The following is a 14,792-nucleotide window of genomic DNA, read 5'->3' on the forward strand; positions in this document are numbered from 1 at the left end:
GTTTTCAGGCGCGCAAAAAAATGCGCTGAAAGATCTCTCCTTCAGCACGTCGGCTCGCGTTACGCTCTGCCTAACCACCCGGCGATGAAGGCGGTGATCTCGTCGGGACGATTGAGATCCAGCAAGGGCAGATCTGTGTCAAAGCGGCTATCGCTGGCGACAGCAATAACGTACTCGTCCAGCAGCGGCAAATCCTCGCCTTTTACGCCGGCGCGCCACAGAATAATTTTCGGCACCGGCTCATCTTTGAATCCTTCCACCAGCACCATATCCAGCAGCGTCGCATCCATACGACTGACCAGATAGCGCAAATCCAGCCTGACGTCCGGCGTCTCGCACATCAGTGCCCAGCGCTGCGAACTGGCGACAATAACCTGCTCAGCACCCGCTTTTCGCAGCAGATAACTGTCTTTTCCCGGCGTATCGATCTCCATCTGGTGATGAGTATGCTTTATCAAGCCGGGCCGAATGCCTCGCGCTTTCAGCTGCGGGATGACCTGTTGCAAAAGCGTGGTTTTCCCGGTGCCGCTCCAGGCGGCGATAGCCAGTAACGGCAGCGTCATAGCGCGTTATCCTCAAGATCGTCAGGCGTATTCACATTGCGAAACGCGGCGTCATCCTGGCTTATCGTCACCGCATGGCCGCCCTGTTCGCGTAGAAACTGCATCAGGCGTCGTTCTCCGCGCCGCAGATAATCAGCCAGCGGTGCCTCCAGGCTGCGATGCAACAGCGCCAGTGCGGGATGATCGCGCTCGGCCGAGCGCGCCCACACGGCAGGCGCCTCTGCTCTGTGCTGTTCTAGCTTTGCTACGTAATCTACGGGCACGAAGGGCGTGTCGCAGGAACAGAAGGCCACCCATTCCGTTTGCGCGGCTTGCAGGCCGCTCAGCATACCCGCCAGCGGTCCCGGATAGTCAGGCAAGGTATCAGAGATCACCCTACAGCCGCTCGACTGATAACGATCAAGGTTACGGTTAGCGCTTATCATGACAATGTCGACTTGCGGCCTGAGCCGTTGAAGAACATGCTGATAAAGCGGGATGCCGCGAAACAGCATCAGCCCTTTATCCTGACCGCCCATGCGACGCCCCTGTCCGCCGGCCAGAATAACGCCGGTTAATGCTGCCATGCCGATACTCCTGTTTGAAGGCTTATAACAAAGCTGTTATGGGGACAAATAGATGAAATACCATCGCCTGAATGAATTGATTGAGCTGCTGCGTCCTGCGTGGCAACAGGAGCCTGACCTTAACCTGACGCAGTTTTTACAAAAGCTGGCGCAGGAATCGGGTTTCAGTGGCCCATTAAGTGAATTAACCGATGACGTATTGATTTACCATCTGAAAATGCGCAATGCCGATAAGTATGCGGAAATTCCCGGCCGACAAAAAGATTATGAAACGGATTTTAAAACTGCGCTGCTGCGCGCGCGCGGTGTGATTAAGGATGATAACTAATGCTATGCTTGGCGGCTTCGAGTAAAGACTGTAACGGATAATCCTATGGATGCCGCTTTTAATTTCCAGACGCTTGATCCCGACGCCATCCTCGATGCGTTATGGGAAACCGGACTTCGGGTTGAGTCTGGATTAACCGCGCTTAACAGCTATGAAAACCGCGTCTATCAGTTCAGTGATGAAGACCGGCGTCGCTATGTGGTGAAGTTTTATCGCCCGCAGCGCTGGAGCGCGGCGCAGATTGAAGAAGAGCATAGCTTCACGCGCGATCTGCAGGCGGATGAGGTGCCTGTTGCCGCGCCTCTGATCCTGCAGGGAAAAACCCTGCATACCCATGCTGGCTTCATGTTTACTGTGTTTCCCAGTCTTGGCGGTCGTCAGTATGAAACCGACAATGATGAGCATCTGGAGTGGGTCGGCCGCTTTCTGGGGCGCATACACCAGACCGGGCGCAAGCAGCGCTTTGAACACCGTCCTACCATGGACTTAGAGGAGTATCTGCATCAGCCGCGCGCCGAACTGGCGAGTAATGCCCTGGTGCCTGCTTCCCTGAAGCCGGCGCTGTTGCAGGCCGTAGATAAGCTTGGCGTCGCCTTACAGCAGCGCTGGCATCACAGCTGGCAGCCGCTGCGTCTCCATGGTGATTGTCATCCTGGCAATATTCTGTGGCGCGACGGGCCGTTCTTTGTCGATCTCGACGATGCGCGTAATGGGCCGGCGGTGCAAGATCTCTGGATGCTGATCAACGGCGATCGGCAGGAGCAGCGTATCCAGTGGGATATCCTGCTCGAGGCTTATACTGAGTTCAGCGATTTTGATATTAATGAATTGTCACTGATTGAGCCTTTACGCGCCATGCGCATGGTTTATTATCTGGCCTGGGTTGCGCGCCGCTGGCAGGATCCGGCTTTTCCCCGTGCGTTTCCATGGATGACGGACGAGGATTTCTGGCGCAGACAGATTTCGCAATTTACCGAGCAGGAGAAGCTGTTGCAGGAACCGCCGCTGCAGCTGACCCCGCAATTTTAAATAGAGAAGTCAGGAGAATTTTTCACAATGAAGAAAATTTGGTTTGCACTGGTTGGTTTAGTGCTGGCGTTCAGCGCCTCTGCTGCCCAGTTTACCGATGGTCAGCAATACGTCAGCCTGCCAAAACCCGTTGCTGGCGAACCGCAGGTGCTGGAGTTCTTCTCCTTCTTTTGTCCGCACTGCTATCAGTTCGAGCGCGTCTATCACATTGGCGAGGCCGTAAAAAAGAATCTGCCTGCTGATACCAAAGTGGTTAAATATCACGTCGACTTCCTGGGCGGCGATTTCGGTCCGATTGTGACGCATGCATGGGCGGTGGCAATGGCGCTGGGCGTCGAGGATAAAGTCACGGCGCCGCTTTTTGACGGCATTCAGAAAACCCAGACGATTACCGATGCCGACAGTCTGAAAGCCGCCTTTATCAATGCGGCAGGCATCTCTTCTCAGGAATATGACGCCGCCTGGAACAGCTTTGCCGTGAAAGCGCTGGTTGCGCAGCAGCAAAAGGCCGCTTCGGATGTCGATCTGCGCGGCGTGCCGGCGATGTTCGTCAACGGCAAATATATGGTCAACAATGGCGGTCTCGACACCAGTTCCATGGATAACTTTGTCGCGGAATACGCCAACGTGGTGAAATTTCTGGTCAGCCAGAAATAATAAACGCGCATTACGTCTGAAAACGCCGACAGTGTCGGCGTTTTTTTATGATTGAAATTATTTAGCTAAATAGTCCATCTGCACCCTTTCCAATTTAATATCCACATAAGCCTCTGCCTGTGTAGAAAGGTACACCCTGTCACAGTAATAACTTAAGATTCTGATTTTATTTATATTTATAAAGCAAGCCGGTATTTTATACCGCTAACCCGAATACGTTATGATTTTTGCGCACAAAGTTATCCACAGAAAGATCCTTGCGATCCGCACCGTAAAAGCGCGAAAAAATTGCAGCATGGGCGGCCCGCGTTCAACATTCTGCTCAAGCTGTGGCATCCTTATAGTCCAATCCATGGCAACGAAGATTACACAGACTTATGGCGCAAATTGCAGAAAATCCCCTGATTCTGGTTGATGGCTCATCCTACCTTTACCGCGCTTATCATGCGTTTCCGCCGCTCACCAATAGCGCAGGCGAGCCTACCGGTGCGATGTATGGCGTGCTCAACATGTTGAAAAGTCTGCTGGCGCAATATAATCCAAGCCACGTTGCCGTGGTATTTGACGCCAAGGGCAAAACCTTCAGGGATGAGCTGTTCGAGCACTACAAGTCGCATCGCCCGCCGATGCCGGACGATCTGCGCGCGCAAACCGCGCCGTTGCACGAGATGGTGAAGGCGATGGGCCTGCCGCTGCTGGCGGTAAGCGGGGTCGAGGCGGACGACGTGATCGGTACGCTGGCGCTGCAGGCGGAGAAAGAGGGCCGTCCCGTGCTGATCAGCACCGGCGATAAAGATATGGCGCAGCTGGTGACGCCCAATATCACCCTGATCAACACCATGACCAATACGATCCTCGGCCCTGAAGAGGTCGAGCAGAAGTATGGCGTACCGCCAGCGCTGATTATCGACTTTCTGGCGATGATGGGCGACAGTTCGGATAACATTCCAGGCGTGCCGGGCGTGGGCGAAAAAACCGCGCAGGCGCTGCTGCAGGGATTGGGCGGCATGCGGTCGATTTATGACAATCTGGATAAGGTCGCGGAGCTCTCTTTCCGCGGCGCGAAAACCATGGCGGCCAGGCTGGAGCAGAATCGCGACGTCGCCTTTCTCTCTTATCAGCTGGCCACTATCAAAACCGACGTTGAGCTTGAGCTCAGCTGCAGCGAGCTGACGGTCGCGGAGCCGGACGTCGCCGCTTTGCAGGCGTTATTCAGCCGCTACGAATTTAAACGCTGGCTGGCCGATCTGCAGGACGGCAAATGGCTGCAGGGCAAAAAGAGCAATCTGAAGGCGCAGCAGACGCTGCCGGATGAAGCGCCGGCTAAGCCGGAGGCGACCAGCGTGCTCGCCTCTGACGGTTACGTCACCATTCTTGATCAGGCGACGCTCGACGAATGGCTGGAGAAGCTGAAACAGAGCGATCTGTTTGCTTTTGATCTCGAAACCGACTCGCTTGATACGCTCAGCGCCAACATTGTCGGCATCGCGCTGGCCGTCGCGCCGGGCGAGGCCGCTTATCTGCCTGTAGGCCACGACTATCTTGATGCGCCGGATCAGCTCGATCGCCGCGAGGTGCTGGCGCAGCTTAAGCCAGTTCTTGAAGATGACAACGCGCTGAAGGTGGGTCAGAACCTCAAGTACGACCGGGGCGTCCTGAAAAACTATGATATCGAGCTGGGCGGCATTAAGTTCGATACCATGCTGGAGTCCTACATCCTTAACAGCGTGGTGGGCAAACACGATATGGACAGCCTGTCGGCGCGCTGGCTGAACCATAAAACCGTGACTTTCGAAGAGATCGCCGGCAAAGGAAAAAATCAGCTGACGTTCAACCAAATCGCGCTGGAGCAGGCGGCGCACTACGCGGCAGAAGATGCCGACGTTACGCTCCAGCTGCACCTGAAAATGTGGGCGGAGCTGGAAAAAGAGACGGGCCCGAAGCACGTCTTCGAAGAAATCGAAATGCCGCTGGTCACGGTGATCTCGCGCGTCGAGCGCAACGGCGTGCTGATCGATCAGGGCATTCTGGCGCAGCACTCTAAAGAGCTGACGCTCAGGCTGGCGGAGCTGGAGCAGAAGGCGCATGAGCTAGCGGGCGAGCCTTTTAATCTCTCCTCTACCAAGCAGCTGCAGACTATCCTGTTTGAAAAACAGGGCATCAAACCGACCAAGAAAACGCCGGGCGGCGCGCCTTCTACCAGCGAAGAGGTACTGGCGGAGCTGGCGCTCGATTATCCGTTGCCGAAAGTCATCCTGGAGCATCGAGGCCTGTCGAAGCTCAAGTCCACCTACACCGACAAGCTGCCGCAGATGATCAATCCGCTCACTGGCCGCGTTCATACCTCCTACCACCAGGCGGTAACCGCGACAGGGCGACTCTCCTCTACCGATCCAAATCTGCAGAACATTCCGGTGCGCAATGACGAGGGCCGCCGCATCCGTCAGGCCTTTATCGCAGGGAAAGGCAACCGCATCGTCGCGGCGGACTACTCGCAAATCGAGCTGCGCATTATGGCGCACCTGTCGCAGGATAAAGGCCTGCTGGACGCCTTCGCGCACGGGGAAGATATCCACCGAGCCACCGCGTCAGAAGTCTTCGGCGTCGCACTGGATAAAGTGAGCGGCGAACAGCGCCGCAGCGCGAAGGCAATTAACTTCGGCCTGATTTACGGCATGAGCGCGTTTGGCCTGTCGCGTCAGCTCAATATCGGCGCGGGCGAAGCGAAGCGCTATATGGATCTCTACTTTGAACGCTATCCCGGCGTGCTGCGCTATATGGAAAACACGCGCCAGCTGGCGGCCAGCAAAGGCTATGTCGAAACCCTGGACGGACGTCGCCTGTGGCTGCCAGACATCAACTCCAGCAACGCTATTCGCCGCAAAGCGGCCGAGCGTGCGGCTATCAACGCGCCGATGCAGGGCACGGCGGCGGATATCATTAAGCGTGCAATGATTGCGGTGGATGACTGGCTGCAGCAGCGCAACGACGGCGCGATCAGGATGATCATGCAGGTCCATGATGAACTGGTGTTCGAAGTACAGGGCGATGAGGTTGAGTCCGCCAGCCAGCAGATCCGCGCGCTAATGGAAGGCAGCATGAAGCTGGACGTACCGCTGCAGGTTGAGGTCGGCGTCGGCGAAAACTGGGACGAGGCACACTGACTGAGATCGCTCAGGCTGGCGATAACTCTTTGTTGCCAGCCTGCTCAGGATATAAGAAAAAAGTCTGTTTAACCGATTCAGCGTGAGACAAAAGCACGCGCTTTCTAACTGCTTCTCGGTTAAGCATTTTTTTAGTAATTAAACTACTGTCAGAGGCGATTTTTGTGACGAACGCATGAAAAATCATGTCGTTTGATGAAAGCTAACTACAAAAAACCCTTTGTCCGTCAGAAAAAATCAGGTAAAGTTCCAGGCGTAGGGTACAGAGGTAAGATGTTCTATCTTTCAGACCTTTTACTTCACGTAATCGGATTTGGCTGAATATTAGCCGCCCCAGTCATTTATGACTGGGGCGTTTTTTATTGGGCTTTTGCTAAGTTTCGCAAGGCTGTTACGCCTCAGCGGAGTCATCCTGCGCAGGCGCCAGTTCGTTAAACCAGACGTCCAGTTTTTGACGCAGCTTGTCGACGCCCATTTTTTTCAGGGAGGAGAACATCTCCACCTGCACATCGCCCATAAAGGCCAGCGCCGCTTCGCGCACCATATTGAGCTGCGCTTTGCGCGCGCCGGAAGCGAGTTTATCCGCCTTAGTCAGCAGCACCATTACCGGGATCCCGCTCTCTACCGCCCACTGAATCATCTGCTGGTCGAGATCTTTTAACGGATGACGAATATCCATCAATACTACCAGGCCTTTCAGCGCTTCGCGCTTTTGCAGATATTCACCCAGCGCGCGCTGCCATTTGCGCTTCATCTCTTCCGGCACTTCGGCGTAGCCGTAGCCGGGCAAATCCACCAGGCGTTTGCCTTCAGTGACCTCAAACAAGTTAATCAGCTGCGTGCGTCCGGGTGTTTTACTGGTGCGCGCCAGGCTTTTTTGATTGGTCAGCGTATTCAGCGCGCTGGATTTGCCCGCGTTGGAACGTCCGGCGAAAGCGACCTCAATACCGGTGTCGGCTGGCAGATGGCGGATATCCGGGGCGCTGAGGATGAAATGGGTAACGTGATAATTCAGTGCAGACAAAGTTTAACTCCAGAGACGAATGCGGGCATTGGCGCTGATTATACGCGTTATGGCGCAAAAGTGCCCGAGAGCATCGATCTGCTGGCTTTTGTAAGATATCAGCCATAAAAGCTGCCAGCGATTACTGTTTTTACTAAAAAATTTGAATATTTAAAACCTTTATAATCATTAGCTTGAGAATAATGAGACGTTTAAATGTGCAAAAAACCCTGAAGTCAGGTTGTGGGTTCCGCAGGTTGGTCTACATTATTGGGCAGTGCAGGGCAGCACCCATCAGGATGATGTGCTCAGGAGCGTCGGGACGACCGCGAGCAAAGGAAAGGAGAGGGTCAGGGATAACAGGCCAGACAAGGACAGGGATTCGCTCAGGAGTTGAGCAGGCGCGGGATCGACCGGGACGTTGCGAGCCAAAAGGGAATAAAAATATGATTCCTTCTGCGGAAGGTGCGAAATAAGGCGACAGCATCAGGCTGTCGCCTTTTTTCTTTGTCCGCTTTCTGCTAGATTTCGCCGCAATTCTGTCCCCTCTGTTGTCAGACGAGCTTGAGAAGAGGATACGTACGTTAAGGTGCGCATCGCCGACAAAAAAGCAGCGTCAGGAGTGAGAGGGTTATACTGATACTGATTAAAAACAGTGAGACCTGACATCATGAAGCAACCTGTACGCGGCGCGCACGCTAAACCGGCAAGTAAAACCAAGCGTAAGTCGCGCGAAGAACTTAACGAGGCCGCACGCGATCGCAAGCGTGATAAAAAGCATCGCGGCAATGCGTCCGGCAGCCGCGCCAATCCTGTGGCCAGCGCGGGAAAATCTGCTCAGGGCAATAAAGCAAAAGATCCGCGCATCGGCAGCAAAAAGCCGATCCCGCTGGTGGCGGATGGCGCAACAGCGAGCGCGCCGGTAAAAAAAGCGGCGAAGCCCGTCGCGAAAAAAGTGCGTCTCAGCCCGGAAGAGGAGCTGGCGCAGCTGGAAAACAGCGAGCGTCTCGACGCGCTGCTGGATCGCATGGAAAACGGCGACACGCTGTCGGCGGAAGAGCAGGCATGGCTGGATGAAACCCTGGACCGCATCGATGAACTGATGGAGCAGCTCGGCATCAACATGGACGATGAAGCGGAAGATGAGCAGGCTGAAGAAGATATGTATCGTCTGCTGAAAGGCAACTAAGTTTTTGATCGGCATGCGCGCAGGCGCATGCCGCGCCAGACAGGTAAATCGTTATGTTTTGGCCTGGATCAATTTTAGCGCTGCTGCTGTCATGTTATCTCATCTGGTTATTGGCTAAACTACGCCGCCTGTCGCGTCTGAAGTCACGTTTACGTCGGGTTCAGTCCCGCACACCTTTCCTCTCTTCTGCATCGCGACCTTCTCTCAGACGTCACCGGAAGGAGTAAGCATGTCTTTGCAACCTGTCTCCTGGGACCAGCGGCTTATTGAAAAATACAATTACGCCGGTCCGCGCTATACCTCATACCCTACTGCGCTTGAATTCAGCGACAGCTACGGCGAGGCGGATTTTCTGCGTGCCGTGGCGCGCTATCCGGAGCGCCCGCTGTCGCTCTACGTTCATATCCCGTTCTGCCATAAGCTCTGCTATTTCTGCGGCTGCAATAAGGTCGTGACGCGCCAGCTGCATAAAGCTGACCGCTATCTGGACGCGCTGGCGCAGGAGATTCGCCAGCGCGCGCCACTGTTCCGCGAGCGGCGCGTCACGCAGCTGCACTGGGGCGGCGGCACGCCGACCTTCCTGAATCATGACCAGCTTTCACGCCTGGTGGCATTGCTGAGGGATCACTTCAGCCTGGCGGACGATCTGGAGATGTCGATCGAGGTCGATCCGCGTGAAATCGCTCCCGATACTATTTCGCACCTGCGCCAGCTCGGCTTTAACCGGCTGAGCATGGGCGTGCAGGATTTCAATAAAGCGGTGCAGGAGCGCGTAAATCGGGTTCAGGACGAAGAGGCGATCTTTGCGCTGATGGCGCGCGCGCGCGCGCAGGGCTTTCACTCTACCAGCATCGATCTTATCTACGGCTTGCCGCTGCAAACGCCGGAGAGCTTCGCCTATACCCTGCAGCGCGTGATTGCGCTTAACCCGGACCGCATGAGCGTGTTCAACTACGCGCATCTGCCGGCGCTGTTTGCGGCGCAGCGTAAAATCAAAGAGCAGGAGCTGCCGTCGGCGCAGCAGAAGCTGCAAATCCTGCAGCAGACCATCACGACGCTGACGCAGCAGGGCTATGACTTTATCGGCATGGATCACTTCGCGAAACCGCAGGACGAGCTGGCGCAGGCGCAGCGCGCCGGATTGCTGCATCGCAATTTCCAGGGCTACACCACTCAGGGCGATAGCGATCTGCTGGGGCTCGGCGTGTCCGCCATCAGCATGATTGGCGACAGCTACGCGCAGAACGAGAAAGAGCTGAATCGCTGGTACGACGCGGTAGCAACGCGCGGCGAGGCGCTGTGGCGCGGCGTAGCACTTAGCGCGGACGATTGCCTGCGGCGCGACGTCATCAAGCAGTTAATTTGCAACTTCTCGCTCGATTTCAGCGCCATTGAAGCGCAGCACGCGATTCGCTTCTGCGACTATTTCGCCGAGGATTTAACGCTGTTGCAGCCGCTGATCGACGATGGGCTGGTGGAGCGGCGCGCTGGCGGTTTGCAGGTCACCGGCGCAGGCCGTTTGCTGATCCGCAACATCTGCATGTGCTTTGACGTTTATCTGCGCCAGAAGGCGCGCCAGCAGCAGTTTTCGCGCGTGATTTAAGGCGAAAACGCGCTGGCGCGGAGTTTAGTTAAACAGGTTGACCATGATGGCGCACAGTACGGTCGCGAAGGCAGCCTGCGGCGAGTGACCCAGGGCGCTGCCGATAACGGCGACATTGTGCGAAATCATGTGAAGAAAGGAATCTAACATCGTTCATCTCCCGATAGCCGCACGTATGATACTGAACGGCATCGGCATGTAAAGCGGGACAAGGCGACGCTTTGTGTAAAAAGTCGCCTTGCCCCTCGCTCGTTACTCCATGCCCAGCTCTTTCAGCTTACGCGTGAGAGTATTGCGCCCCCAGCCCAGCAGCCTTGCCGCTTCCTGCTTGTGTCCCTGCGTATGACGCAGGGCGGTGGTCAGCAGGGTGCGCTCCATCTCCGGCTGCGCTTCGGAGAGCAGGTTTTGATGACCGGAACGCAGCGCGCGGTCGGCCCACTGCGCCAGCAGGGTTGCCCAGCTGTCCGGCAGCGACTGCACCGGATTGTCCGGCGTGCTGGACTCGAACAGCTCGGGAGGCAGATCCTGAATCAGCACCTCCTGACCGGCCGCCATCACCGTCAGCCAGCGGCAGGTGTTTTCCAGCTGGCGCACGTTGCCGGACCAGTGCAGACGCGTCAGCGCCGCTTCGGTTTCCGGATGGAGGATTTTCGCCTCGACGCCCAGCTCGCGGGCCGCTACCTGCAGGAAATAGCGCGCCAGGCGAGGAATATCTTCACGGCGCTCGCGCAGCGGCGGCAGATGGACGCGGATCACGTTCAGGCGGTGGAACAGATCTTCGCGGAATTTGCCTTCCTGCACCCGCAGCTCGAGATTCTGGTGCGTGGCCGCAATAATGCGCACGTCGACTTTGACCGGCGCATAGCCGCCGACGCGGTAAAACTGCCCGTCGGCCAGCACGCGCAGCAGGCGCGTCTGCACGTCGAGCGGCATATCGCCAATCTCATCCAGAAACAGCGTGCCGCCGTCCGCCTGCTCGAAACGGCCCTGGCGAATCTGATTTGCGCCGGTAAACGCCCCTTTTTCATGACCGAACAGCTCTGACTCGATCAAATCTTTCGGGATAGCCGCCATATTAAGGGCGATAAAAGGCGCTTTGGCGCGCGGGCTGTGACGGTGCAGCGCATGCGCGACCAGCTCTTTCCCGGTTCCCGATTCGCCATTGATCAGCACGCTGATCGACGAGCGCGATAAACGGCCGATAATGCGGAAGACATCCTGCATCGCCGGCGCTTCGCCGATGATATCGGTGGTGGGGCCGCTGACCGGCTGATTGCGCGGCTGCTGCTGCTCCTGATAGTGACTGATGGCGCGCTCGACCAGCGCTACCGCCTCATCAATATCGAAGGGTTTCGGCAGATAGTCGAACGCCCCTTGCTGATAAGCGCTGACGGCGGCGTCGAGATCGGAGTGCGCCGTCATAATGATGACCGGCAGCATCGGATGACGCTGTTTAATCTGTTTCAGCAGCGCCAGCCCATCCATGCCCGGCATGCGAATATCTGACAGTAAAACGTCTGGGGTTTTGCTCGAGAGCGCGTCCAGCACCTCATTGCCGCTGTCGAAAGTGGCGCAGCTTAACCCGGCTCCAGTAAGCGCGCGTTCAAGCACCCAGCGGATGGAGCTATCGTCATCGACGATCCAGACTATCCCTCGTTGCATAGAAACCTCACTGGCGAATAGGCAGATAAACCGAAAATTCGGTGTGTCCAGGCCAACTGTTGAACTCAATTTTTCCTGAATGCTGATCAATCAGGCTACGGGCGATAGAGAGACCCAGGCCGGTGCCGCCTTCGCGCCCGCTCACCATCGGATAGAACAGGGTATCCTGCAGCTGCGCTGGAATGCCCGGGCCGTCATCCTCAACGTCGATGCGCGCCACCAGACGATAGCGCGTGCCGTGCAGGGTAAGCTGGAAGGCGGTGCGGGTGCGTAAAATAATGGTGCCGCCCTCGTCGCCTAGCGCCTGCAGCGCGTTGCGCACCACGTTCAGCAACACCTGCTCAATCTGATCGGGATCGTGCGGCAGCTCCGGCAGGCTGGGATCGTAATCGCGCACCAGCGCGACATTCTCCGGCAGCTCCATCGACACCAGATTCACCACCCGTTCCGCAACCTGGTGAATGCTCTGCGTGATATGCATGCCAGGCTGCTGCGGACCGAGCAGACGATCCACCAGATTACGCAGGCGGTCCGCCTGCTCGATAATGACTTTGGTATATTCGTTCAGCGACGGATCGGGCAGCGCGCGCGACAGCAGCTGCGCCGCCCCGCGAAGCCCGCCCAGCGGATTTTTAATTTCGTGTGCGAGTCCTCGCACCAGATCGCGCGCCGCCACCTGCTGCGCATGCTGAAGCTGCTCCTGGCTGAGGCGGCGTTGATTATCCATCGGCGCCATCTCCAGCAGAATAAAACCGTCCGGCAGCCGTTGCGCCGTCAGCGCCATCACGTGCGCGCGGCCGTCGACCACCAGCGTCACTTCGCTATCGGTAAAGCCCTGGCCAGCCTCCAGACTCTCGCGCATCACCTCGATATTCAGCGAAAAGTAGCCGGTCAGATCGGGCAGCGGCGTGCCGAACAGTTTGCGTGAGCTTTGCGCCAGTAACTGCTGCGCCGCCGGGTTGGCGTAGTGGATGACCAGATCGACGTCCACCAGCAGAATACTGTTTATCAGGGAGTTGAGAATTTGCCCCGCGTCGGGCAGGGAGCCAGTTGCCATACAGCGTTCCTCTGCACTTATTTAGTGCATTATACTCTTCCGCGCCTGTTTCCAGACGGCTGAACGATGATTTCGCGGCGAAAAAAGCCCATCCGGAGATGGGCTAAAGTTTCCACGGCAACAAAAATCTTCTGCGCCTTGCGCGTCGCCGCTGCGTTAGCAGCCTCGGGATCTATCCTGTTGCCGCCTGGGACGGCAACGCGACCGGTGCAGAATAAAGATTAAACGCTGTAGTAAAGTTCGAACTCAACCGGGTGCGGCGTCATGCGGATACGGTCGTTTTCGACTTTACGCAGTTCGATGTAGGCATCGATGGCGTCGTCGGTGAACACGCCGCCGCGGGTCAGGAACTCGCGATCTTCGTTCAGTGCGTTCAGCGCTTCTTCCAGTGAACCAGCAACTTTTGGAATCTCCGCTTCTTCTTCCGGCGGCAGATCGTACAGGTTCTTGTCCATTGCATCGCCCGGGTGGATCTTGTTGATCACGCCGTCCAGGCCAGCCATCAGCAGCGCGGTGAATGCCAGGTACGGGTTAGCGGCCGGATCCGGGAAGCGCGCTTCGATACGGCGTGCTTTCGGGCTGGCAACAACTGGGATACGGATAGAGGCGGAGCGGTTACGGGCAGAGTAAGCCAGCATAACCGGCGCTTCGTAGCCAGGTACCAGACGCTTGTAGGAGTTGGTGGTCGGGTTCGCCAGCGCGTTGATCGCTTTCGCGTGCTTGATGATGCCGCCGATGTAGAACAGAGCGGTTTCAGACAGGCCGCCGTATTTGTCGCCTGCGAACAGGTTTACGCCGCCTTTGGAGAGCGACATATGGCAGTGCATGCCTGAACCGTTGTCGCCGAACATCGGCTTCGGCATAAAGGTCGCGGTTTTGCCGTAGGCGTGCGCGACGTTGTGCACCACATATTTGTAGATCTGAATTTCGTCCGCTTTCTTGGTCATGGTGTTGAAGCGGGTCGCCACTTCGTTCTGACCAGCAGTCGCCACTTCGTGGTGGTGCGCTTCAACCACCAGGCCCATCTGCTCCATGGTCAGACACATGGCGGAGCGAATGTCCTGCGCGGAGTCAACCGGCGGAACCGGGAAATAGCCGCCTTTCAGGCCCGGACGGTGGCCTTTGTTGCCGCCTTCGTACTCTTTGCCGGTGTTCCAGGCCGCTTCGATATCGTCGATAGCGACGTGCGAGCCGGAAGTTGAAGAGCCGAAACGAATATCGTCGAACAGGAAGAATTCCGGCTCCGGTCCAAACAGCACGGTGTCGGCGATGCCGGACGCGCGCAGATACTCTTCAGCGCGTTTGGCGATAGAGCGCGGGTCGCGATCGTAGCCCTGCATGGTGCCTGGCTCGAGGATGTCACAACGGATGATCAGCGTCGGGTCTTCGAAGAACGGATCCAGAACGGCGGTCGTCGCGTCCGGCATCAGCACCATGTCTGATTCGTTAATGCCTTTCCAGCCGCCGATAGAGGAGCCGTCAAACATTTTGCCTTCTTCGAAGAAGTCAGCGTTAACCTGGTGAGCAGGGATAGTAACGTGCTGTTCTTTACCTTTGGTATCGGTAAAACGCAGGTCAACAAACTTAACTTCGTGCTCGTTCATCATCGAGAGAACGTGTTCAGCGGACATACTCAACTCTCCTGGAAATGGTCATTGTCATCGTGGTGAGTGGCTGCGTCGTCTGAAACCTGAAGTGTCTGACCGCCATTCCCAACCAACCGATCTCGGCAAGCTCTGCAACCGTCGTGCAACTGCTGTTTTCGCTTGAAAGAGATAAAGCGAATTCTGTGCCAACTTTCTTTTTTGCGGCTAAATCCCGCCTGCGCGCACCCTTTTGTTGCCAGCGCGCTGCACCAGACTGGCGAATTTGCACCAAAATTGTGCTTTGCATGCTTTTTGCGGCACCAAAATGGTGCGAACCTCCAACTTAGTGCATTAAGTGCACCGCATCCAGCGCAAATTTCCGCCA

15 protein-coding genes are annotated in these 14,792 nt (G+C 56.5%); 7 read left to right on the forward strand and 8 right to left on the reverse strand.

Features of this window, described 5'->3' with window-relative positions:
• Positions 1–59: 59 nt before the first annotated feature.
• Together mobB and mobA are read right to left on the reverse strand one after the other, a co-directional pair.
• The gene (mobB, locus tag HA46_RS07780; protein ID WP_033792931.1) at positions 60–563 is read right to left on the reverse strand and encodes a molybdopterin-guanine dinucleotide biosynthesis protein MobB; all 504 of its coding nucleotides are present in this window, start codon (positions 561–563) and stop codon (positions 60–62) included.
• Positions 560–1,129 carry a molybdenum cofactor guanylyltransferase MobA gene (mobA, locus tag HA46_RS07785; protein WP_084883523.1) on the reverse strand — a complete coding sequence of 190 codons (570 nt, stop codon included), beginning with the start codon at positions 1,127–1,129 and terminating at the stop codon, positions 560–562. Before mobA ends, mobB begins: the two co-directional genes overlap by 4 nt.
• Positions 1,130–1,181: 52 nt before the next feature.
• Between mobA and HA46_RS07790 the strand changes: the two genes are divergently transcribed.
• From HA46_RS07790 to spfP, 5 genes are all read left to right on the forward strand, one after another.
• Positions 1,182–1,457 (forward strand): YihD family protein, encoded by a 276-nt coding sequence (locus HA46_RS07790; protein WP_033792929.1) that lies wholly within the window; start codon positions 1,182–1,184, stop codon positions 1,455–1,457.
• 45 nt (positions 1,458–1,502) lie between these two features.
• Positions 1,503–2,486, forward strand: a complete 984-nt coding sequence (locus HA46_RS07795; RefSeq protein ID WP_033792928.1) for a serine/threonine protein kinase — start codon at positions 1,503–1,505, stop codon at positions 2,484–2,486.
• 27 nt (positions 2,487–2,513) lie between these two features.
• Positions 2,514–3,143 carry a thiol:disulfide interchange protein DsbA gene (gene dsbA, locus HA46_RS07800; RefSeq protein WP_084883526.1) on the forward strand — a complete coding sequence of 210 codons (630 nt, stop codon included), beginning with the start codon at positions 2,514–2,516 and terminating at the stop codon, positions 3,141–3,143.
• 377 nt (positions 3,144–3,520) lie between these two features.
• Positions 3,521–6,307, forward strand: a complete 2,787-nt coding sequence (gene polA, locus HA46_RS07805; RefSeq protein ID WP_084883529.1) for a DNA polymerase I — start codon at positions 3,521–3,523, stop codon at positions 6,305–6,307.
• Between the two features lie 273 nt (positions 6,308–6,580).
• Entirely contained in the window at positions 6,581–6,628 is a 48-nt protein-coding gene (spfP, locus tag HA46_RS21620) for a small protein SpfP (protein WP_071892919.1), read from the forward strand.
• Between the two features lie 70 nt (positions 6,629–6,698).
• On the opposite strand, the gene yihA is transcribed toward spfP, so the two are convergent.
• A complete protein-coding gene (yihA, locus tag HA46_RS07810) occupies positions 6,699–7,331 on the reverse strand; it encodes a ribosome biogenesis GTP-binding protein YihA/YsxC (RefSeq protein WP_033754226.1) in 633 nt (210 codons plus the stop codon).
• 649 nt (positions 7,332–7,980) lie between these two features.
• Between yihA and yihI the strand changes: the two genes are divergently transcribed.
• Both yihI and hemN read left to right on the forward strand, forming a co-directional pair.
• Positions 7,981–8,499 (forward strand): Der GTPase-activating protein YihI, encoded by a 519-nt coding sequence (yihI, locus tag HA46_RS07815; RefSeq protein ID WP_033792922.1) that lies wholly within the window; start codon positions 7,981–7,983, stop codon positions 8,497–8,499.
• Positions 8,500–8,728: 229 nt separating this feature from the next.
• The gene (hemN, locus tag HA46_RS07820) at positions 8,729–10,102 is read left to right on the forward strand and encodes an oxygen-independent coproporphyrinogen III oxidase (protein WP_084883531.1); all 1,374 of its coding nucleotides are present in this window, start codon (positions 8,729–8,731) and stop codon (positions 10,100–10,102) included.
• A 24-nt stretch (positions 10,103–10,126) separates the two neighbouring features.
• On the opposite strand, the gene HA46_RS20760 is transcribed toward hemN, so the two are convergent.
• From HA46_RS20760 to HA46_RS20765, 5 genes are all read right to left on the reverse strand, one after another.
• Positions 10,127–10,252 carry a YshB family small membrane protein gene (locus tag HA46_RS20760; protein WP_143807603.1) on the reverse strand — a complete coding sequence of 42 codons (126 nt, stop codon included), beginning with the start codon at positions 10,250–10,252 and terminating at the stop codon, positions 10,127–10,129.
• Between the two features lie 102 nt (positions 10,253–10,354).
• Entirely contained in the window at positions 10,355–11,764 is a 1,410-nt protein-coding gene (glnG, locus tag HA46_RS07825) for a nitrogen regulation protein NR(I) (protein ID WP_033792920.1), read from the reverse strand.
• Between the two features lie 7 nt (positions 11,765–11,771).
• Entirely contained in the window at positions 11,772–12,821 is a 1,050-nt protein-coding gene (gene glnL / locus HA46_RS07830; RefSeq protein ID WP_084883534.1) for a nitrogen regulation protein NR(II), read from the reverse strand.
• A 221-nt stretch (positions 12,822–13,042) separates the two neighbouring features.
• Positions 13,043–14,452 (reverse strand): glutamate--ammonia ligase, encoded by a 1,410-nt coding sequence (gene glnA / locus HA46_RS07835; protein ID WP_033754241.1) that lies wholly within the window; start codon positions 14,450–14,452, stop codon positions 13,043–13,045.
• Entirely contained in the window at positions 14,442–14,714 is a 273-nt protein-coding gene (locus HA46_RS20765; protein ID WP_143807604.1) for a hypothetical protein, read from the reverse strand. Before HA46_RS20765 ends, glnA begins: the two co-directional genes overlap by 11 nt.
• Between the last annotated feature and the right edge of the window lie 78 nt (positions 14,715–14,792).

The organism is Pantoea septica (assembly GCF_002095575.1).
Lineage (GTDB): Bacteria > Pseudomonadota > Gammaproteobacteria > Enterobacterales > Enterobacteriaceae > Pantoea > Pantoea septica.